The sequence below is a fragment of the Brachybacterium epidermidis genome, from assembly GCF_015209585.1.
Lineage (GTDB): Bacteria > Actinomycetota > Actinomycetes > Actinomycetales > Dermabacteraceae > Brachybacterium > Brachybacterium epidermidis.
This window is the reverse complement of sequence record NZ_JADEYR010000018.1, coordinates 32,102-52,026: the sequence shown is the minus strand read 5'-3', so window position 1 is coordinate 52,026 and position 19,925 is coordinate 32,102. Positions and strand designations below refer to the sequence as shown.

At 68.3% G+C, this 19,925-nt stretch carries 19 protein-coding genes; 12 read left to right on the top strand and 7 right to left on the bottom strand.

What is annotated here, in order from left to right; translation table 11 throughout:
• Positions 1 to 121: 121 nt before the first annotated feature.
• Together IOE58_RS12850 and IOE58_RS12845 are read left to right on the top strand one after the other, a co-directional pair.
• A complete protein-coding gene (locus IOE58_RS12850; RefSeq protein WP_348981985.1) occupies positions 122 to 568 on the top strand; it encodes a Fur family transcriptional regulator in 447 nt (148 codons plus the stop codon).
• A gap of 108 nt (positions 569 to 676) precedes the next feature.
• Positions 677 to 2,197, top strand: coding sequence for a catalase (locus IOE58_RS12845; protein ID WP_193866765.1), 1,521 nt, complete (start codon positions 677 to 679; stop codon positions 2,195 to 2,197).
• Between the two features lie 123 nt (positions 2,198 to 2,320).
• Here the strand turns inward: IOE58_RS12845 and IOE58_RS12840 are convergent, their stop codons facing one another.
• Together IOE58_RS12840 and IOE58_RS12835 are read right to left on the bottom strand one after the other, a co-directional pair.
• Positions 2,321 to 2,704: a universal stress protein gene (locus IOE58_RS12840; RefSeq protein WP_193866764.1), complete on the bottom strand. Its 384-nt coding sequence runs from the start codon at positions 2,702 to 2,704 to the stop codon at positions 2,321 to 2,323.
• 125 nt (positions 2,705 to 2,829) lie between these two features.
• The gene (locus tag IOE58_RS12835) at positions 2,830 to 3,501 is read right to left on the bottom strand and encodes a lysophospholipid acyltransferase family protein (protein ID WP_193866763.1); all 672 of its coding nucleotides are present in this window, start codon (positions 3,499 to 3,501) and stop codon (positions 2,830 to 2,832) included.
• A gap of 184 nt (positions 3,502 to 3,685) precedes the next feature.
• Here IOE58_RS12835 and IOE58_RS12830 point away from each other — a divergent pair, with 184 nt between their 5' ends.
• From IOE58_RS12830 to nrdE, 4 genes are all read left to right on the top strand, one after another.
• Entirely contained in the window at positions 3,686 to 5,383 is a 1,698-nt protein-coding gene (locus IOE58_RS12830) for a Gfo/Idh/MocA family protein (protein WP_193866762.1), read from the top strand.
• Between the two features lie 633 nt (positions 5,384 to 6,016).
• Entirely contained in the window at positions 6,017 to 6,274 is a 258-nt protein-coding gene (gene nrdH / locus IOE58_RS12825) for a glutaredoxin-like protein NrdH (RefSeq protein WP_193866761.1), read from the top strand.
• 23 nt (positions 6,275 to 6,297) lie between these two features.
• Entirely contained in the window at positions 6,298 to 6,696 is a 399-nt protein-coding gene (nrdI, locus tag IOE58_RS12820; protein ID WP_193866760.1) for a class Ib ribonucleoside-diphosphate reductase assembly flavoprotein NrdI, read from the top strand.
• 5 nt (positions 6,697 to 6,701) lie between these two features.
• Positions 6,702 to 8,834 carry a class 1b ribonucleoside-diphosphate reductase subunit alpha gene (nrdE, locus tag IOE58_RS12815; RefSeq protein WP_193866759.1) on the top strand — a complete coding sequence of 711 codons (2,133 nt, stop codon included), beginning with the start codon at positions 6,702 to 6,704 and terminating at the stop codon, positions 8,832 to 8,834.
• A 72-nt stretch (positions 8,835 to 8,906) separates the two neighbouring features.
• Here nrdE and IOE58_RS14900 read toward each other — a convergent pair whose 3' ends face one another.
• The 3 genes from IOE58_RS14900 to IOE58_RS12800 all read right to left on the bottom strand — a co-directional run bounded on the left by IOE58_RS14900 (position 8,907) and on the right by IOE58_RS12800 (position 10,587).
• Positions 8,907 to 9,107, bottom strand: a complete 201-nt coding sequence (locus IOE58_RS14900) for a nitrous oxide-stimulated promoter family protein (RefSeq protein WP_193866758.1) — start codon at positions 9,105 to 9,107, stop codon at positions 8,907 to 8,909.
• Between the two features lie 131 nt (positions 9,108 to 9,238).
• Positions 9,239 to 10,255 (bottom strand): permease prefix domain 1-containing protein, encoded by a 1,017-nt coding sequence (locus tag IOE58_RS12805; RefSeq protein WP_193866757.1) that lies wholly within the window; start codon positions 10,253 to 10,255, stop codon positions 9,239 to 9,241.
• Positions 10,252 to 10,587 (bottom strand): PadR family transcriptional regulator, encoded by a 336-nt coding sequence (locus IOE58_RS12800; protein WP_193866756.1) that lies wholly within the window; start codon positions 10,585 to 10,587, stop codon positions 10,252 to 10,254. Before IOE58_RS12800 ends, IOE58_RS12805 begins: the two co-directional genes overlap by 4 nt.
• 285 nt (positions 10,588 to 10,872) lie before the next feature.
• On the opposite strand from IOE58_RS12800, the gene IOE58_RS12795 reads away from it, so the two are divergent.
• From IOE58_RS12795 to IOE58_RS12785, 3 genes are all read left to right on the top strand, one after another.
• Entirely contained in the window at positions 10,873 to 12,822 is a 1,950-nt protein-coding gene (locus tag IOE58_RS12795) for a ribonucleoside triphosphate reductase (protein ID WP_431831712.1), read from the top strand.
• Positions 12,819 to 13,586 (top strand): anaerobic ribonucleoside-triphosphate reductase activating protein, encoded by a 768-nt coding sequence (locus IOE58_RS12790; protein WP_348981984.1) that lies wholly within the window; start codon positions 12,819 to 12,821, stop codon positions 13,584 to 13,586. The genes IOE58_RS12795 and IOE58_RS12790 overlap by 4 nt, the downstream gene beginning before the upstream one ends.
• 119 nt (positions 13,587 to 13,705) lie before the next feature.
• On the top strand, positions 13,706 to 15,112 hold the full coding sequence (locus tag IOE58_RS12785; RefSeq protein WP_193866755.1) for a GntP family permease: 1,407 nt from the start codon (positions 13,706 to 13,708) through the stop codon (positions 15,110 to 15,112).
• Here the strand turns inward: IOE58_RS12785 and IOE58_RS12780 are convergent.
• Positions 15,085 to 16,551 (bottom strand): DUF418 domain-containing protein, encoded by a 1,467-nt coding sequence (locus IOE58_RS12780; RefSeq protein WP_193866754.1) that lies wholly within the window; start codon positions 16,549 to 16,551, stop codon positions 15,085 to 15,087. The genes IOE58_RS12785 and IOE58_RS12780 overlap by 28 nt on opposite strands.
• 217 nt (positions 16,552 to 16,768) lie before the next feature.
• Here IOE58_RS12780 and nrdF point away from each other — a divergent pair, with 217 nt between their 5' ends.
• Both nrdF and IOE58_RS12770 read left to right on the top strand, forming a co-directional pair.
• A complete protein-coding gene (gene nrdF, locus IOE58_RS12775) occupies positions 16,769 to 17,737 on the top strand; it encodes a class 1b ribonucleoside-diphosphate reductase subunit beta (RefSeq protein WP_193866753.1) in 969 nt (322 codons plus the stop codon).
• Between the two features lie 242 nt (positions 17,738 to 17,979).
• Positions 17,980 to 18,270, top strand: a complete 291-nt coding sequence (locus IOE58_RS12770) for a GlsB/YeaQ/YmgE family stress response membrane protein (protein ID WP_193866752.1) — start codon at positions 17,980 to 17,982, stop codon at positions 18,268 to 18,270.
• A 95-nt stretch (positions 18,271 to 18,365) separates the two neighbouring features.
• On the opposite strand, the gene IOE58_RS12765 is transcribed toward IOE58_RS12770, so the two are convergent.
• A complete protein-coding gene (locus tag IOE58_RS12765; RefSeq protein ID WP_193866751.1) occupies positions 18,366 to 19,022 on the bottom strand; it encodes an IMPACT family protein in 657 nt (218 codons plus the stop codon).
• A gap of 108 nt (positions 19,023 to 19,130) precedes the next feature.
• Here IOE58_RS12765 and IOE58_RS12760 point away from each other — a divergent pair, with 108 nt between their 5' ends.
• Positions 19,131 to 19,724, top strand: a complete 594-nt coding sequence (locus IOE58_RS12760) for a hypothetical protein (protein WP_193866750.1) — start codon at positions 19,131 to 19,133, stop codon at positions 19,722 to 19,724.
• Positions 19,725 to 19,925 lie beyond the last annotated feature (201 nt).

Below are 19,925 nucleotides of genomic sequence, written 5' to 3'. Positions count from 1 at the left end.
CCCGGCAGGGCTGGCAGAACTCATGCTGGCCGTCGAACGGCACGCACCATAGGCCATGCACCCACCGGGACCGAGTGGTCACGACCCTACCGAACAAGGCCGCACTAAGGATGGTCCCCCAGTGAGCACCACCGACCGCACCTCCGGCCAGGCAGCCGATCACGCCGCCGCGCTGCGTGCTGCGGGGCTGCGGGTCACAGGTCCGCGGCTGGCCACCCTGGAAGTGGTGGAGCGCCGTCCCCATGCTGATGCGGAGACCGTCGCTCACGCCGTGCGTGAGCGTCTCGGGACAGTCTCGCGGCAGGCCGTGTACGACGTCCTGCACGCTCTCACCGATGCGGAGCTCCTGCGCCGCGTCCTGGTGGACGGCCGCCGCTCGCGCTACGAGCTGCACCGGCACGACAACCACCACCATCTGGTGTGCCGCAGGTGTGGCCGCCTGGAGGACGTGCCCTGCGCCGTCGGCGCCGCACCCTGCCTGATCCCGCACGATGATCTCGGCTTCGACGTCGAGGTCGCCGATGTCGTCTATCGGGGGCTGTGCTCCGCCTGTCGTGAGAGAGGCTGACCCCATCACCGGCGCACCCGTCGGCCCGCCTGCTCCCGTCCCCGTCCAGTCGTCCACCCCCTGTACGTCGCCCCGATCATCCGATCGAAACCCACCTGAGGAGAAGGAATGACCCAGTTCGATCCCACCAAGCCCTCCACCACCGAGTCCGGTGCACCGCGTCAGTCCGATGCGCACTCGCTCAGCGTGGGTGCCGACGGTCCGCTGCTGCTGCACGACGTCGCCCTGGTCGAGAAGCTGGCCCGCTTTGACCGTGAGCGGGTGCCGGAGCGCAGCCCCCACGCGAAGGGCTCCGGCGCCTTCGGCGAGTTCGAGGTCACCCAGGACGTCTCGAAGTACACCAAGGCCAAGTTCCTCCAGCCCGGTGCCAAGACCAATATGCTGGCCCGCTTCTCCACCGTGGCCGGTGAGCTCGGCTCCCCCGACACCTGGCGGGACGTGCGCGGCTTCGCGCTGAAGTTCTACACCGAGGACGGCAACTTCGACTTGGTCGGCAACAACACGCCGGTCTTCTTCGTGCGCGATCCCATGAAGTTCCCCGACTTCATCCACTCCCAGAAGCGCACCCCCGATTCCGGCCTGCGCGACAACACCATGCAGTGGGACTTCTGGACCCTGTCCCCGGAGTCCTCCCACCAGGTGACCTACCTGATGGGTGACCGTGGCCTGCCCAAGACCTGGCGCCACATGAACGGCTACTCCTCCCACACCTACATGTGGGTCAACGAGGCCGGCGAGAAGTTCTGGGTCAAGTACCACTTCCACACCGACCAGGGCATGGCCTTCCTCTCCAACGAGGAGGCCGGTCGCCTCGCCGGTGAGGACTCGGACTACCACCGCCGCGACCTGTTCCAGGCCATCGAGCGCGGCGAATACCCCTCCTGGACCATGAACGTGCAGATCATGCCGTACGAGGACGCGAAGGACTACCGCTTCAACCCCTTCGACCTCACCAAGGTGTGGCCCCACGCGGACTACCCGCTGCACGAGGTGGGCCGGTTCACCCTCAAGGAGAACCCCAAGAACCACTTCGCGCAGATCGAGCAGGCGGCCTTCAGCCCGGCCAACACCGTGCCCGGCACCGGGGTGTCCCCTGACAAGATGCTGCTGGCCCGCGTGTTCTCCTACCCGGACGCGCAGCGCCACCGCATCGGCACCAACTTCAACCAGCTGCCGGTCAACGCCCCCGTGGTCCCCATGAACTCCTACGACAAGGAGGGCAACATGGAGTACCACCACTCGGGCGACGCCCCGGTATACGCACCGAACTCCTTCGGTCGCGCCTACCAGGGCGATGACCATCAGGGTCAGGTCGACAACGGCTGGGAGGCCGACGGCACCCTGGTGCGCTCGGCCTACACGCTGCATTCGGAGGACGACGACTTCGGCCAGGCCCACACCCTGGTGCGCGAGGTCTTCGACGACGCGGCGCGCGAGCGCCTGGTGGAGACGGTCTCCGGCTCGCTGAGCACGGTGCAGGAGCCGGTCCTCTCGCGTGCCTTCCAGTACTGGAAGAACATCGACCAGGAGGTGGGCGAGGCCATCGAGCGCGCCGTCAACACCCCCAAGGCCGATTCCCAGCCCGGTGGCGACCCGCTGGATGCCGAGACCCCTGCCGAGCAGGCCTGAACCCGGCTGAACAGCAAAACGACGAAGCGGCCCGTTCCCATCCGGGGGCGGGCCGCTTCGGCGGTTCGTGTCCGAGTGCGGGCCGTGCGTCCGCAGCGGCCGGCGCACCCCGGTCGCCCGGTCTCACACCACCAGCACCTCGCTACGGGCGGCCAGCAGCAGCTTCTGCACCGTCAGGCCCAGCAGGTGGCGCGCCAGATCGTTCTGACGGCGGATGCCGAGCACCAGCAGCTCGGCCCTCTCCTCGTCGACCACCTTCAGCAGGACGTCGGCGATGTCGTCCTCGGTGTGCTCCTGGCGCACCTGCACGCGCACGGCGGAGCGCCGCAGGCGTTCCAATGCCGTCTCGAGCTGGAGGTCGTCGGCGTGGCGGGGGTCCTCGGAGACGCCTTCGCGCACCACGTTGACCACGATCAGCGGGCCCCCGCGCTGCTCGGCGGCATCGCGCGCGGCATCCAGCGCCTTGTAGCCCACCTCGGTGGGGATGAATCCGACGACGACGGCCATCTGCTCTCCTGCGCTGCGCTGCGGTTGCGGGCGGCCCCCGCGACGACGGGTGGCCTGCACCGATACTAGGCGCAGACGGGCCGCGATGTCGGGTCGAGGGTCCGAGCCGGAGGGGCGGGCGGCGATCAGGGCTGCGGATCCCGATGGGCGACGGGGGAGCGGCGCTGCCCGGACAGCGCCTGGATCTCGTCCATGATCCGCGCGGTCATCTGACGCCGCCGGGCACCCTTGGACAGCCCGGGATCCAGATCGGAGAAGTCGATCGGCGCACCGATCCGCACCGAGATCGCGCCGCGCTCGGGAAGCAGGCGACGGGGCCGGAAGTGCGGTGTTCCCTTCAGACCCACCGGGATCACCGGGCAGCCCGACTCCAGTGCGAGCCAAGCCGCACCCTGCTTGCCCGGATGCAGCAGGCCGTCCTTGGATCGGCCGCCCTCGGGGTAGATGCCGAACCCGTCACCCCGGCGCAGGATCTCCAGCCCGGCCTGCAGGGCACCCTTGCCGGAGGAGAGGGCCTGCCGGTCCACCGGGACCGCCCCCACCTGCTCGAAGAACCAGTCGAGCATCCGGCCAAGGAGGCCCGTCCGCTTCCACAGGTCGTCCTTGGCGACGAAGTGGACGGGGCGGGGGATCGCGATCGGGATGATCGCCGAGTCGATGTAGGCCAGGTGGTTGGAGGCCACGATGAAGCCTCCCTCGCGGGGCACGTTCTCCACGCCCGTCACGCGCGGCCGCCAGATGCCGTGCAGCAGCGGGACGGCGGCCCTGCGGGCGACGGTGTAGAACAATGTGGGCATCGTGACCTCCCCGGACGTGCTGGACGACGCCCCACGATAGCCGCCGGAGGGGCCCGATCGCGTGTGGTAGAACAACCACAGCGCAGCGCGCCGCCGCCGGCGGCGCCGGAGTCCTGCGCGGCGCCCCGCCCCGGAACCCGGGAGCCGCCGCCCGCCTCCGCCGAGCCCTCGAGGAGCCCGCCCGATGCCGAAGACCCTGAACATCGCCGTGATCGGTGCCGGAACGATGGCACAGGCCGTGCACCTGCCGGTGCTGCGTCGTCGCTGGGACAGGTTCACGGTGACCGCCCTGGTCGAGCACTCACCGCGCCGCCGCCGCGAGGCCTCCGAGGTGTGGGGGGTGGCCGAGGAGTCGCGCTACGAGTCGGTGGCCGATCTGATCACCGCGGTGCGCGGCAAGAAGGTCGCGGTGGACGCCGCGCTGCTGTCCACCGACGGCCTGCACGTCAGCGATCTGATGCAGCTGATGCGGCGGGGCATCCCAGTGCTGGTGGAGCCGCCGCTGGGGTTCTCCGCCGAGGAGATCGCCGAGGTCGTCGATTTCGAGCGCATGACCGGGCGTCACCTGGTGATGATGGCCCACCCCCAGCAGTACGACGATTCCGTCATCGCGCTGTCGGAGAAGATCGCCGCGAAGGACGTGCGGATGATCGACCACGAGGTGCTGATGCCGGCCAGTCAGCCGCTGTTCGGCTGGGCGCACGTGACCACCTCGGCCTACGACCTGCCCACCGAGGTGCGCTCCCAGCGCCGCAAGTCCCTCCAGGCCGCCGTGGAAGCGGGCGCCGGAGGCGGCGCCACCCAGCGCGACCGCGACCTGTACGTCAAGGGGCTGCTGACCGGTGTGGCCCACCAGGTGGCGGTGATCGAGCGTGCCTACGGGCCGGTGACCCGTCTGGTCGCGGTGCGGCACTGGCCCAAGGGCGTGATCCCGGGGTCCATCGAGATACTGGGAGAGCTGGAGAACGGCGCACCGGTGCGCCTGGTGTGGCACTACCTGCCGTTCGCCCCGGAGTACTCCGAGCGCATCGAGGTGCTGTCGGCCCGCAAGCGGGTGGACGTGGAGCTGCCGGCTCCGTCGCTGGGCGATCGGCGCTCGAGAATCAGCCTGCGGGAGAAGTCCGCCGGGGCGGTGGTCACTACAGCGAGCACGGCCACTGCAGGGGCGGCCGAGGCGATGTGGGAGGCGTTCCACGCCTTCGTGGGCCGCGGCACGCGCCCGATCATGGGTGCGGAGGAAGCACGCGCACAGCTGCTGCTGATGCGCGAGGTGCTCGCGGCGATCGTGGAGGCCGACGGACGCAGCCTCGAGCCGGAGCCCGAGCCGGAGCCCGAGGCAGCCGCTGAGCCGGAGCCGGAGGCAGTACCGGAGGCGAAGTCCGCATCCCCGCGCGTCGATGGGATCGAGTCCGAGGTCGAGGTCCAGCCCGCATCCGAGCCCGGTGCCACCGCCGACCCCGGCGAGGGAGACGAACCGCAGCACGCCGCCGTGGGTGCTCCGGACGGTGATGCGCATGCCCCCTCGGCGCCCGAGTCGGCCCCTCCCCAGGACACGGACGACGAGCCGGCTGTCGAACCCGCACCGGTCACCGAGCCGGTGCCCATCACCGAACCCGTCCCGGTCGTGGAGCAGTCCCCGTCTCCCGCCTCGGAGCAGATCGCCGAACCCGCACCGATTGCGGACCCGGCTCCGGTCGGCGAGCCCGAGCCCGTGACCGAACCGGTGCCCGTCCTCGAGGCGGCCGCCGAGGAGCCGGGAGCTGATCGGCCGAGTGCGCAGGAGCCGTCGGCGGGCGGGGCCCGCCGCTCCCTGCCCACCGACGAGGTCGACGTGTGGAACCTGGACCACGGCCACTCGCACCCTGACGACGACGGGCGCTGAGCCCCTCGCACCCTCCCTCGCGCCACGCCCACCAAAAGCGTCGCGGCCCGACCATCGGTTCACCCCGACTCGCCGCAACACGGCCATCGGTTCGCCCAGACTCGCCGCGACCCGACCTTCGGTTCACCCCGACTTGCCGCGACACGCCCATCGGCCCACCCCGACACGCCGCGACGCGCCCGGGATTCCGTGGCGATCCGAGTCACCTTGAGCCCGGTCCAACAGCCCGCCCGAGCGCTTCGTCCACCACCGGTGGAGCTGCCCCCTGCCTTCGTCCACAGGCTGTGATCGGCGCCGTCCTGCTGTTCCGTGCGTGGGGTGCCTGCTGTGTCCACAGTCCTCCCGGACCGTCCACATCCCGTCAACAGCCCGATGTGGATGACATTGTTGTAGTTCGGTACATCTTGTGGTGCTCCCACCGATCGACCACTAGGTGTAGTGTTGGCGGGGCCGCAGGGATCCACCCCTTCCACCGCCCTCCCAGGGGCAGCCGGCCACCTCGCGAGCAACGAGGTGGACGGCGGGACCGGGGGCCGGAGCCGGCGGCACGGGCCCCCGGGCCGCACTGACAACCGCATCACCCGTTCCTCCTCGCGCCGCCCCGGCGCGGTGCCCCGAGAAAGGTCTTCCTCCGTGGACATCACCGTGTACTCGAAGCCCCTGTGCGTCCAGTGCGATGCGACCAAGCGCGCCCTGAACAAGGCGGGCATCGCCTACGACGTCGTCGACATCACCGAGGATGCCGAAGCCCTCGCCCGCGTGAAGTCTCTGGGCTACGTCCAGGCGCCCGTCGTCATCACCGGTGAGGACCACTGGTCCGGCTTCCGCCCGGACAAGATCAAGGCGATCGCCGCCGCTTCCGGCGTGCAGCGTCGCGCCGCCGCCATCTGAGAGACCGCGCAGGAGGCATCGGCGTGGGCACCCTCGTCTATTTCTCCTCGGTGTCGGAGAACACCCACCGCTTCGTAGAGAAGCTCGGGATCCCCGCGCACCGCATCCCTCTCTACGCCAAGGAGGAGCCCCTCGTCATGGACGAGGAGTTCGTCCTGATGGTCCCGACCTACGGCGGCGGCAACCACGGTGGCGCCGTCCCCAAGCAGGTCATCAAGTTCCTCAACGACAAGCGCAACCGGGACCTGATCCGGGGCGTCATCACCGGTGGCAACACCAACTTCGGCGAGGCCTACTGCATCGCGGGAGACATCATCTCCGCCAAGTGCAAGGTCCCCCACATGTACAAGTTCGAACTGCTGGGCACTGCACGGGACGTGCAGAAGGTCCACGACGGATTGGAAGAGTTTTGGCGACACTGACCGAGATGCCCCCGGCCGAGCACCACAAGCCGCTGGACTACCACGCGCTCAACGCGATGCTGAACCTGTACGGACCGGACGGCAAGATCCAGTTCGAGAAGGATCGCCTGGCCGCCCGCGAGTACTTCCTGCAGCACGTGAACCCCAACACGGTGTTCTTCCACTCGCTGCGCGAGAAGCTCGACTACCTGGTGGAGAACAAGTACTACGAGCCCGAGGTGCTCGCGCAGTACGACTTCTCCTTCGTGGAGTCGCTGTCCGAGCAGGCCTACGCCAAGAAGTTCCGCTTCCCCACCTTCCTGGGCGCCTTCAAGTACTACACCTCGTACACCCTGAAGACCTTCGACGGGAAGCGGTACCTGGAGCGCTTCGAGGATCGCGTGGTGATGGTGGCCCTGACCCTCGCCCGCGGGGACGAGCGGCTCGCCCGGAACCTGGTCGAGGAGATCCTGGACGGTCGCTTCCAGCCAGCCACCCCCACCTTCCTCAACGCCGGCAAGGCGCAGCGCGGTGAGCTGGTCTCCTGCTTCCTGCTGCGCATCGAGGACAACATGGAGTCCATCGGCCGCTCCATCAACTCCGCCCTGCAGCTGTCCAAGCGCGGCGGCGGCGTGGCGCTGCTGCTGAGCAACCTGCGCGAGTACGGTGCGCCGATCAAGCACATCGAGAACCAGTCCAGCGGTGTGATCCCCGTGATGAAGCTGCTGGAGGACTCCTTCAGCTACGCCAACCAGCTGGGCGCCCGCCAGGGTGCCGGTGCCGTGTACCTGCACGCGCACCACCCGGACATCCTGCGGTTCCTGGACACCAAGCGCGAGAACGCCGACGAGAAGATCCGCATCAAGACCCTCTCGCTCGGCGTGGTGATCCCCGACATCACCTTCGAGCTGGCCAAGAAGAACGAGCCGATGTACCTGTTCTCCCCGTACGACGTGGAGCGCGAGTACGGCAAGCCCTTCGCCGACATCAACGTCACCGAGCTCTACCACGAGATGGTGGACAACCCCGCCATCTCCAAGAAGAAGATCCGCGCCCGCGACTTCTTCCAGGTGCTCGCAGAGATCCAGTTCGAGTCCGGCTACCCGTACATCATGTTCGAGGACACGGTGAACCGGGCCAACCCCATCCCCGGCAAGGTCACCCACTCCAACCTGTGCTCGGAGATCCTGCAGATCGCCACCCCGTCGGAGATGAACGTCGACCTCTCCTACGACACCTTGGGCCGGGACATCTCCTGCAACCTGGGCTCGCTGAACATCGCCAAGGCGATGGACTCCCCGGACTTCGCGCAGACCATCGCCACTGCGATCCGTGGTCTCACGGCCGTCTCGGACACCTCCGACATCGAGTCCGTGCCCACCATCGCCGAGGGCAACCGCAAGTCCCACGCCATCGGCCTGGGGCAGATGAACCTGCACGGCTACCTGGCCCGCGAGGCGATCCACTACGGGTCCGAGGAGGGCCTGGACTTCACGAACATGTACTTCTACGCGGTCACCTACCACGCCATCAAGGCGTCGATGGAGATCGCCAAGGAGCGCGGGGAGACCTTCTACGAGTTCGAGAAGTCCCAGTACGGCACCGGCGAGTACTTCGACAAGTACACCGACCAGGTGTGGGAGCCGGCCACGCAGAAGGTGCGCGACCTGTTCGCGGCCTCCAGCGTGCACCTTCCCACCCAGGACGACTGGCGCGAGCTGCGCGAGCAGGTGCGAGAGCACGGCATGTACAACGCCTACCTGCAGGCCGTCCCGCCCACCGGGTCGATCTCCTACATCAACCACTCCACCTCCTCGATCCACCCGATCGTCTCCAAGATCGAGATCCGCAAGGAGGGCAAGATCGGACGGGTGTACTACCCGGCGCCGTTCATGACCAACGACAACCTCGAGTACTACGAGGACGCATACGAGATCGGCTTCGAGAAGATCATCGACACCTACGCCGAGGCCACCAAGCACGTGGACCAGGGCCTGTCGCTGACGCTGTTCTTCCCGGACACAGCCACCACGCGCGACGTCAACAAGGCGCAGATCTACGCCTGGCGCAAGGGCATCAAGACCCTCTACTACATCCGCCTGCGGCAGATGGCGATCGAGGGCACCGAGGTCGAGGGCTGCGTGAGCTGCATGCTCTGAGCCGACATCGGCCGACAAACCGGGGCCCGGTCGAGGATTCGCTCCTCGACCGGGCCCCGGTTCGTGCTTGCGTCAGGTGCGATTTTCCAGCCGGCGGATCCGGGCGCGCACACTCCCTGTGAAGTGCCGTGCACCCTGCCGAGCGAAGCCGCAGGTCCACGACCGCGGCCCCGCGTAGCGCATCATCTGGCGGTTCCAGGCGCGCTCCTCGGCCTCGAAGCAGTGCACCTCGCAGTGCGCACAGAACGGCGTGGGGTCCAGCGTGCAGAACACTCACCGCGCTGTCTCTGGGGCACCCCGGTCGACGGCGGCCGCTGAGAGCTCTTTGGCCCAGAGGTGCGCAGTCGGCGATCAGGGCGGGCCGTTCCGCCAACTCAGCACAGCTTGAGCCCGCATGCCCAGAATCAGGGTCGTGACACGCTCTCCAGGGCGGAGGTGGCCGCCCAGAGAGCCGCGTAGAGCACCGCGGCCACCGGCCAGATCACCCAGGTCGACCCCCAGTCACCGGTCACGAAGCTCCACCCCAGGTATATCGCGACGGTCAGCGGCCAGAACACCGCGGCGATGACCCGGACCACGGGCGACCGGCTGGTCTCGGGAAGGTCGTCCGTCTCCTGCTCCAGCGTCGAGGCCGCGGAGTCCATCCAGGATCCTTGGATGTAGATCAGCAGGCCGAGTGCCACCATCAGAAGTGTGCCGCACACGCCGAGCAGGGGCAGCATGCCGTCCTGGCGGAGATTGCCGAGCACCAGGATCGGGACGGCGCTCAGGATCCACAGGGCGATCGCCACCGCAGTCGTGAGCGTCGAGGAGCGGCGGTGGGTGCGCCGCAGCTCCTGGGTGTACTCGTGCAGCGTCGGCGCGGGGGTGAATCTGCCCTCGGAGATGTCCTCGTAGTCCGCCAACCGGGCTCCCCGTACGATCAGCAGCAGCACGCCGAGCGCGATGGCGCCCAGCAGCAGCACCAGCCCGGTGATCACCACCCAGGAGGCGGGGTCGGTGTCCGGGGAGGTGAAGGCGATCAGGGCCAGCAGCGGAACGGGGGACAGCACGAACAGGGGGATGGCGATGGCGCTGAGCGGCTGTGCGGCGCGCACCGACTGCACGTACTGACGCGCACGGTCGGTGTCCAGGACAGGATCGGTGCGCACGTCCCCGGCCAGGGTGCCGTCGGCTCCGAAGCGCGGGCTGGTGGCGGCGCCGATCTCACGATCGATGCCCAGGACGGGGGCGACCTCCTCGAGGCTGCCGAACTCGGCGATCACGGTGCCGACGGCCTGGGCCTCGCTGTGACCGCGGTCCATCAGCTCCTGCTGCTTGTCCTCCATCATGGCGCGCAGCTCGATGCGAGCGCTGCGCATCCGCGAGGAGTCGGGGTAGGGGGCGAAGAGTGTATCGAGATAGGAGTCGATGACGCTCATGGCTGGTGCTGTCCTTCTGCGAAGTGATCGACGAGCTGACGGGTGCGGGCCCATTCGAGCCGCTTCGCCGAGAGCTGTGCGATGCCCTCGGCGGTGATGCGGTAGTAGGTGCGCGGCTTGCCGGAGGTGGAGACGTCCTCGTAGCTGTCCAGCAGCTGCTGGGACTCGAGCCGCTTGACCGCGGTGTACAGAGTGGTCTGCTTGATGACGTAGTCGCCGTCGGAGCGGTCGGTGATGGTCTTGGAGATCTCGTAGGCGTAGGAGGGGCGGGACTCGAGGATCGACAGCACGATCAGGTCGATGTGCCCTCGAATGGCATCGGCTCCGATCAATGCCCCTCCTTCTGCCGGGTGGGATGCGGGAGTACCGATCAGTGCCATCACCGTACTACGCCTGGCGTAGTACGGCTAGCGTCCATCGGGGACTTTGGTCCTCCCGGCGCCGGTTTCGTCGCAACCAGAACCACTACACCTGGGGGTATCGGCGTGTTGCGACCCCAATATGTTGTGGTCGATTCCTACGTTGGCAGAGCCGCGGCGCACACCACACACCCGCATCGTTGCGCGCCACCCGTGCCCACACCCGTGCACCGTGCCCCGTCCCGAAGGAGAGAGCCCATGACCGCGTCCCCGAAGCAGCCCGCCCCGATCGAGCCCGCCGAGCCCGGCGCGGCCCCCGTCGGCCGCCGCATGATCGATCCGGTCGCCACCGTCACCGAGTACGTGGACCGCTCCGACTGGCGCGTCAACGCCAACGCCAACCAGGGCTACTCCGTGGGCGGGCTGGTGCTCAACGCCGCGGGCAAGATGATCGCCAACTACTGGCTGGACGAGGTGTTCAGTGCCGAGGCGGGCCGTGCCCACCGCGACGGGGACATCCACATCCACGACCTCGACATGCTCACCGGGTACTGCGCCGGCTGGTCGCTGCGGCGTCTGCTCGAGGAGGGCTTCAACGGTGTGCCCGGGGCGATCGCCGCCGCCCCGCCCAAGCACTTCTCCTCGGCCTGCGGGCAGATCGTCAACTTCCTGGGCACCCTGCAGAACGAGTGGGCCGGCGCCCAGGCCTTCAGCTCCTTCGACACCTACATGGCGCCGTTCGTGCGGCTGGATGACATGACCTACGAGGAGGTGCTGCAGTGCATGCAGGAGCTGATCTACAACCTCAACGTGCCCAGTCGTTGGGGCTCGCAGTGCCCCTTCACCAACCTCACCTTCGACTGGGCCTGCCCGGAGGACCTGCAGGGCCAGCACCCCCTGATCGGCGAGCAGCTGTGCGACTTCACCTACGGCGATCTCCAGCACGAGATGGACCTGGTCAACCGGGCCTACATCGAGGTGATGACCGCGGGCGACGCTGACGGGCGCGCCTTCACCTTCCCCATCCCCACCTACAACATCACCCGCGACTTCGACTGGGAGGCCGAGAACACCCAGCGGCTGTTCGCGATGACCGCGAAGTACGGGCTGCCCTACTTCCAGAACTTCATCAACTCCGACCTGGACCCCGGGATGATTCGCTCGATGTGCTGCCGCCTGCAGCTGGACCTGCGCGAGCTGCTCAAGCGCGGCAACGGCCTGTTCGGTTCCGCGGAGCTCACCGGCTCCATCGGCGTGGTCACGGTCAACATGGCGCGCCTGGGCTACCTGTACGCCGGGGACGAGGACGCGCTGATCGCCGAGCTGGACCGCCTGCTCGAGGTGGGCAAGGACACCCTGGAGAAGCGGCGGGCCACCGTGCAGGAGCTGATCGACGGCGGCCTGTACCCGTACACCAAGCGGTACATGGGCCACCTGGGCAACCACTTCTCCACCCTTGGGGTCAACGGGATGAATGAGATGGTCCGCAACTTCACCGGCGATGCCCACGACCTGATGGACGAGTTCGGGCAGCAGATGTGCCTGCGGATCCTCGACCACGTGCGCGAGACGATGGTGCGGTACCAGGAGGAGACCGAGACCCTGTACACCCTGGAGGCCCCCCCGCCCGAGGGCGCCACCTACCGCTCCGCCAAGGAGGCCCGCGCGCGCTCCCCCGGCACCCTCACCGCCGGCACCACCGCCAACCCGTACTACACCAACTCCTCCCAGATCCCCGTGGGCGCCACTGAGGACCCCTTCGAGGCGCTCGAGCTGCAGGAGGAGCTGCAATCCCAGTACACGGGCGGCACCGTGCTGCACCTGTACATGAACGAGGCGATGAGCTCGGCGACCACCTGCCGGGAACTCGTGCGCAGAGCACTGACCCGGTTCCACCTGCCGTACCTGACCATCACCCCCACCTTCTCGATCTGCCCCAGCCACGGCTACCTCACCGGCGAGCACCACCAGTGCGAGCGCTGTGGTGAAGCCTGCGAGGTGTGGACCCGTGTGATGGGCTACTTCCGGCCCATGGCCTCCTTCAACATCGGCAAGAAGGGCGAGTACGCCGAGCGCACCTTCTTCACCGAGCAGGCCTCCGGCGTAGGCGGCTGCCAGGAGGCGGCCGACGGGCCCGCTGCGGCGGCCGACGAGCCCGCGGCCGCGACCGGCCGCCCAGGGGCCGTGATCACCCCGGTGACGGCGTGAGCCCTCTGGCCAGCCTGGCGGCACCAGACCTGCGCATCGCAGGTCTGGTGCCGCTGTCCACCGTGGACTGGCCCGGCCGCCTGGTGGCCGCGGTGTTCTGCCAGGGCTGCCCCTGGCGCTGCACCTACTGCCACAACACCGCGATCCTGGACGCCCACGCCCCCGGCGCCGTGCCCTTCGGTGAGCTGGGTCGGCTCCTGGAGCGACGGGGAGGGCTGCTGGACGGCGTGGTGTTCAGTGGGGGAGAGGCCACCATGCAGCACGCTGTGGTGCCTGCCGCCCGCGCCGTTCGCGAGCGCGGCTTCGCGGTTGGGCTGCACCCCGGCGGGGCCTTCCCCACCCGGATGCAGGCCCTGCTCGGGGTCGACACCGACGGGCATCGCGTCTGCTCACCGCTGGTGGACTGGGTGGGGTTCGACGTGAAGGCCGCGCCGGCCGGCTACACGGACCTGGTGGGACGGGCCGGTGCCTGGCGGCGAAGTGCGAAATCCCTCCAGTTCCTGCTGGCCTCCGGTGTGGACCACGAACTGAGGATGACGGTCACCCCGCAGTTGATCGACCAGGTCCCCGCGGTGATCGAGACCGTCCATCGCGGCGGCGGCACGCACCTGGTGCTGCAGAAGGCACGGGCCGACGGTGCAGAGAGCGGCTTCGCCAGGCAGCTGGCTGCAGTGCCGGACTGGACGGAGCGATTCGACGCTGCCGCGCACAGAGCACGGCAGCTCGGAGCGCAGCAGGGCCTTGAGGTCACGGTCCGAGCGTGACGGGGCCGTGACCCGCGCCAGCGCCGGTCCGAGGAAGGGCGGTCCTAGGATGACAGTGACGGGGTCCCCCGTCAGCGAATTCTGGCCCGTCCCTGTTCCCCTGCCCGTTTGGAGTCGTCATGGATGACCTCGTCCTCAACTGGGAACTCGGCACAGCCGGGCTGCTGATCGTGGCAGTCTCGGCCATCGCCGTGCTTCTCATCCTCATCATGGCCTTCAAGGTCCATGCATTCCTCGCCCTGATGATCACCTCGATCGGAACGGCCCTGGCTGCGGGCATCGCCCCGGCCAGCGTGCTGCCCGCCCTCGCCTTCGGCTTCAACACGACCCTGGGCAACGTCATGCTGCTGGTCGCACTCGGCGCGATGCTGGGCAGGATGATCGAGACCTCCGGCGGCGCCCAGGTGCTCGCCGACCGGATGATCGACCTGGTCGGCGAGAAGCGGGCCGGCTTCGGCCTGTCCCTGGCCAGCCTGCTGATGGGCTTCCCCATCTTCTTCGACGCCGGCCTGGTGGTCATGATGCCCATCATCTACGCCGTGGCCCGACGGGTCGGCGGCTCCTTCCTGTCCATCGCGCTGCCCTCGGCGGTGGCTTTCAGCGCCATGCACATCTTCGCCCCGCCGCATCCCGGCCCGGTGGCCGCCTCCGGCATCGTCGGTGCTGACATCGGCCTGGTGATGCTGGTGGGTCTCGTGTTCGCTGTCATCATCTGGTACCTGGTGGGCGTGCTGCTGGCACCCCGCCTGGGCATGCGCTTCGACATCCCGGTGCCGGACATCCTCGAGGGCGACAAGGACGAGATGGGCTTCTCCTCCAGCCCCCGCGTCCCCACCATCATCGGCCTGCTGCTGCTGCCGTTGATCCTCATCCTGCTGAACACCGGTCTGAACACCATCGGTTCGACCCGTCCGGACAAGGACGCGTTCCTGGCCGACGGCGTGGTCTCGACCCTGCGCCTGCTGGGTGAGACCCCGATCGCCCTGCTGATCACCGTGATCGTCTCGATGTTCGTGCTGGGCTGGGGTGCCGGCAAGAAGGGCACCCTGATCGAGAAGGTAGCTGATTCAGCCCTGGGGCCGATCTGCTCGGTGGTGCTGGTGACCGGTGCCGGCGGCATGTTCGGCGGTGTGCTGCGCGTGACCGGGATCGGGGACGCCGTGGCGGATTCGCTGAACAACGTCGGCCTGCCGGTGATCGTGGCGGCCTACCTGATCGCCCAGATCGTGCGCCTGGCACAGGGCTCGGCCACCGTGGCTCTGACCACCGCGGCCTCCCTGATGGCCGGCGTGATCGCCGCCAGCGACTTCAGCCCCCTGCAGGTGGTCGCGATCGTGATGGCGATGTCGGCCGGCTCGGTGGGCTTCTCCCACGTCAACGACTCCGGCTTCTGGCTGGTCAGCAGGTTCTTCGGGATGGACATGAAGCAGACCCTGGCCACCTGGACTCTCATTCAGGGCGCGATGGCCATCGTCGGCTTCACCCTGTCCTACATCCTCTACGGCGTCGCCTCGGCGATTGGCTGAGCCCCTGCCTGCGCCGCCGCATCCTGCTTCCCGTAGGTGAGGCGGCGCAGCAGACGCTCAGCCGGGCCCCGCATGTCCCTCGATGCCATCCATCCGGCGATCAGCACCGAGATCAGCCATACCCCCAGTGCCAGCGCGGTCGAGGCGGTGGTGGACAGGTGCTGTCCCAGGCCGAAGCCCCAGGCGGCCAGCAGGGGAGCGAAGATGATCGACTGGAACAGGTAGAAGGTGAGCGAACGCTGCCCCACTGCGGCGATGGCGCGCACCGGGGCACTCACCTGCCGTGTCATCTCCGGTGTCACCGGTGATGCCGGGGCCCCGTAGGAACGTGAGGCCACCAGAGCGGACCGGGCATCGGGGGAGAGGTCGCGCTTGCGCACGGCCGGTTCGGGGGCCTCGGCGGGCGCTGCGGTTGTGTTCGTCGCGGGACGGGTGCGTCCCTCCAGGTGCGCCGCGATCAGGCCGAACGCAGCGGCGTACCCGATGCCGCAGGCCACGCCGGAGATCATCTCGGTGCCCATGAACGTCCAGAACAGCACGTCCGGCATGTCCAGCACCCCCAGCATCGGCAGGATCCGCGTCACGCCCCCGGCCCAACCGATCGTGATCCCGACGGCGGCCGTCAGGCGCAGCAGGCGCATGTGGTTCCAGGGTTCGTCCAGGACACGGTGGCGCGCCGCCAGCCATCCCAGCATGATCGAGACCGGGACGGCGAACCCGAGGGCCGTGGAGGGCAAGCTGAAGGCCCACATCCCCGCTCGGAGCCCCGCGGCCACCAGGTAGTTCGACTGCCCGTGGGCGATGTCCCGGAACGACCCCATGGAGAAGGAGGCGCCGCCGGCATCCATGGCCTCCAGGATGTCCGGCTGGGTGGAGAGGTACAGGCCGCTGACCACGGAGCCCAGGGAGTACAGGGCGAACAGGGCCGTCGCCACGCTGATCCAGATCAGCAGGGTGCGATCGCGCCGTCCGAAGAAGATCCACACCAGCAGCAGCCCGGCGATCGCGTAGGCCCCCAGGATGTCGCCGAGGAACAGCAGCAGGGCGTGCAGGAACCCCAGCAGCAGCATCGCCCAATGGCGGCGACGCAGCATGCGCCGCACGGTGCGGTGCTCGAGGCCGCGATCGATGCGGGAGCGGAAGAACTGCACCATGCCGTACCCGAACAGGAAGGCGAACAGCGGGAAGCTGCGGCCGTCCACCCCCAGGCCCATCACCACCTGGATCGCCGTGTCCAGGGCATTGCGGGCCGGCACGTGGATTCCGAACGCCCCGGACTCCTGGCCCCACAAAAACCAGGGCACGTTCGCCATCGCGATCAGGGCGAGCATCAGGCCGCGCGCGAGATCGGGCGCGAGGGAACGAGGTGGACGTGCCTGCGTATCGGGGCAGCCCTCGCGGATACGAGGGCGTGCGGGGACCGGTTCGGTGGCGCTCACGATGATCGACCCTCTCGGCTCGTGGGGCTGTGGTTCGACCGTAACCGCCTCGCTGCCGGCGCGCACCCCGACGAAGGTCGCCGCTCCTGGCGGGTGGTGGCGCGGTGGTGGCGCGTCCCACCGTGGGGAACCGGATGCCACGGTCCCTTTGAGCACCGCCTCTGCCTAGACTGGCAGGCACCCGAACCCGACCCCTGAAGGAGCAAGTGAGGCAGCGGTGAACGACCACCTGAAGACGTCTGTCCAGGCGATCAACTGGAACCGGATCCCCGATCCCAAGGACCAGGAGGTATGGGACCGCCTGACCGGCAACTTCTGGCTGCCGGAGAAGGTGCCGCTGTCCAACGACATCCCCTCCTGGGGCCGCCTGAGCGAGCAGGAGCAGACCCTGGTGATGCGGGTGTTCACCGGCCTCACCCTGCTGGACACCGTCCAGGGCACCGTCGGCGCCGTCTCCCTCATCCCCGATGCGGTCACCCCGCACGAGGAGGCGGTGTACACCAACATCGCGTTCATGGAGTCGGTGCACGCGAAGTCCTACAGCCAGATCTTCTCGACCCTCTCGAGCACCAAGCAGATCGACGAGGCCTTCCGCTGGAGCGAGTTCAACGAGCCGCTGCAGAAGAAGGCCAAGATCGTCATGAGCTACTACCAGGGCGATGACCCGGAGAAGCGCAAGGTGGCCTCCACCCTGCTGGAGTCCTTCCTGTTCTACTCCGGCTTCTACCTGCCCATGCACTACTCCAGCCACGGCGAGCTCACCAACACCGCCGACATCATCCGGCTGATCATCCGTGACGAGGCCGTGCACGGCTACTACATCGGCTACAAGTTCCAGAAGGCACTGGAGAAGGCCTCGCCCGAGCGTCGTGCCGAGATGAAGGACTACACCTTCTCGCTGCTCATGGAGCTGTACGACAACGAGGAGGAGTACACCGAGGATCTCTACGACCCGGTGGGCTGGACCGAGGAGGTCAAGACCTTCCTGCGGTACAACGCCAACAAGGCGCTGATGAACCTGGGCTACGAGGGCCTGTTCCCCTCCGAGGCCACCGAGGTGAACCCGGCGATCCTTGCCTCGCTGTCGCCGAACGCGGATGAGAACCACGACTTCTTCTCCGGCTCCGGCTCCAGCTACGTGATGGGCAAGGCTGTGGAGACCGAGGACGACGACTGGGACTTCTGAACCGGCCGTGCCAGGGAGTGTGCGGGCTAAAGGTGTTGTAAAGCCCACCTTCGGATATGCACAACTTCTTCGCGCACCCGGCACGCGCAAAGTGTCACAAAGCGGGGCGAATCGGTCACCAGTACGCCGGAATTCCTGTACTTCTGACCGCTAGGTCGGCCGCGTGTTCCACCATGCGAGCGTCATCTGGGGCAGAATGGTCGCCGTAGTCCCTGATCCCTTCCCCTGATTGGAGAAAAACAATGGGTCTTCTCTGGGCCATCATTTCCTGGATCATCATCGGTGCCATCATCGGCCTGATCGCTCGCGCCATCATGCCGGGCAAGCAGTCGATGGGCCTCGGCCTGACCATCGTCCTGGGCGTCATCGGCGCCATCGTCGGTGGCTTCCTCGGCGGCCTGTTCGGTGGTGACGGCATCTCCGGCATCATGAACAACCCGTGGAGCATCGGCACCATCCTGCTCGCCGTCATCGGCGCGCTGATCGTCATGGTCATCTACGGCCTGGCCACCGGCAGCCGCAACCGCGCGTGATCCACATGCGCTTCGCCTGACACGTCAGGCACACATCGCCGCAGCGCCGTCCCCGACTCAGGTCGGGGGCGGCGCTGTTCTTCTGCCCGCTTCGGTCAGGCCATGGGCACGTCCGCATCGCGGCGGCCTGCCTCGGTGACGCGTACGCGACCGGAGGACCAGCGGGCCACATCGGCCGCGAAGTCATCGAGCAGCGGCGGGTCCAGCAGCACGTCCAACCGGGCGAGCCGGGAGGTGTACTCGGTGGGCTCCGCCTGGGCGCCATGGGCGCCGGCCCACACCCGTACCGCGTTCTCGGCGATGCCCACCTCAGCCAGCGGCACCTCCAGGCGCGCCACCACCAGTTCCGTGCGGCGCAGCAGGGTCGCGGCCGCCACGGCCTGCTCCACCCCGGCGGTGTAGGCGCGCAGCAGACCCCCCGCCCCCAGCTTGACCCCGCCGAAGTAGCGGATCACCACCGCCAGGGTGTCGGTGAGATCGGCGTGCAGCAGCGCTTGCAGCATCGGCATGCCGGCGGTCCCGGAGGGCTCTCCGTCATCGCTGGAGCGGTGCACAGGAGCGGCTGTGCCCGTGGCGCCGATGACCAGGGCAGTGCAGTGATGGCGTGCATCAGGGTGATCGGTGCGCGCGGTGCGGATGCGCTCCTCGGCCTGCTCGACCGAGGTGACACGGTGCAGGCGGGTGAGGAAACGGGAGCGGCGCTCGACCAGTTCGGTCTCGACGTCGGCGGCGAGTACGAACAGATCGGACATACGGAAAGTCTAGGCGCGTTGCCGTGCGGGAACCGGTTCGAGCGCGACGGCGCGGGGGTGACAGGGGATACGCTGAACGCGGCCGCAGCTTCGACCCGGGAGGTCCCGATGTCCACGTCCCAGCCCGCACCTCAGCCCCACTCCGACCCGGCGCCCAGCTTCGCTCCGGAGTTCGGCTCCGCCCCCGCGCCCCGGAAGAAGTCCAAGGGACCGACGATCCTCATGGTCCTGGGCGGCATCATCCTGCTGCTCAGCCTGATCATCGGCACGATCCTCACCGTGGTCGGTGTGGGTAATACCGCCGACGGTCTGAGCGAGATCGAGCAGCTGCCCGGCGGCAGCGGCAGCATCACCGCGGAGGAGGGGGACGTGCTCCAGCTGTACGCGCCCGAGGGAACCACCGCCACCTGCACCATCATGACTCCGGACGGGGCTGAGCCCGGCCCGGGCACCAACCAGTCCAGCAGCACCACCATCGACGGCGCCACCTGGGTCTCCTTCGACTCCTTCGAGGCCACCGCTACCGGCGAGCACCAGATCGACTGCGACAGCCCCCAGGTGGCCGTGGGCCCGCCCGTCTCCCTGGGCGGCATCTTCGGCGCCATCGGCGGCGTGCTGCTGGGCATCGGCGGCGGCATCCTGGGCTTCCTGCTGCTGCTGGCCGGCCTGATCTGGTGGCTGGTCACCCGCAAGAAGGACTGACGTCCATCGAGCCGCCGTTCTTCACCTGGCTGGCACCCCCAGCGCGAGCGAGCGCTCGTACTTGCTGCTGCCGCGCCGGTCCGGCCACTGGGAAGACCGTGCGCCTCGGTGCAGGCGAACGATCGGTCGGTGCCCGCCGGAACCGTTTGCCGAGCCCCCGGGCGGCCGGTACGGTCGAATCCCGACCTGATCCGGAGGTGC

Coding starts and splice junctions, on each gene's coding strand:
- IOE58_RS12845 (WP_193866765.1), top strand. CDS start 677: ATGACCCAGTTCGATCCCACCAAGCCCTCCACCACCGAGTCCGGTGCA.
- IOE58_RS12840 (WP_193866764.1), bottom strand. CDS start 2,704: ATGGCCGTCGTCGTCGGATTCATCCCCACCGAGGTGGGCTACAAGGCG.
- IOE58_RS12835 (WP_193866763.1), bottom strand. CDS start 3,501: ATGCCCACATTGTTCTACACCGTCGCCCGCAGGGCCGCCGTCCCGCTG.
- IOE58_RS12830 (WP_193866762.1), top strand. CDS start 3,686: ATGCCGAAGACCCTGAACATCGCCGTGATCGGTGCCGGAACGATGGCA.
- nrdE (WP_193866759.1), top strand. CDS start 6,702: ATGCCCCCGGCCGAGCACCACAAGCCGCTGGACTACCACGCGCTCAAC.
- IOE58_RS12805 (WP_193866757.1), bottom strand. CDS start 10,255: ATGAGCGTCATCGACTCCTATCTCGATACACTCTTCGCCCCCTACCCC.
- IOE58_RS12795 (WP_431831712.1), top strand. CDS start 10,873: ATGACCGCGTCCCCGAAGCAGCCCGCCCCGATCGAGCCCGCCGAGCCC.
- IOE58_RS12785 (WP_193866755.1), top strand. CDS start 13,706: ATGGATGACCTCGTCCTCAACTGGGAACTCGGCACAGCCGGGCTGCTG.
- IOE58_RS12770 (WP_193866752.1), top strand. CDS start 17,980: ATGGGTCTTCTCTGGGCCATCATTTCCTGGATCATCATCGGTGCCATC.
- IOE58_RS12765 (WP_193866751.1), bottom strand. CDS start 19,022: ATGTCCGATCTGTTCGTACTCGCCGCCGACGTCGAGACCGAACTGGTC.
- IOE58_RS12760 (WP_193866750.1), top strand. CDS start 19,131: ATGTCCACGTCCCAGCCCGCACCTCAGCCCCACTCCGACCCGGCGCCC.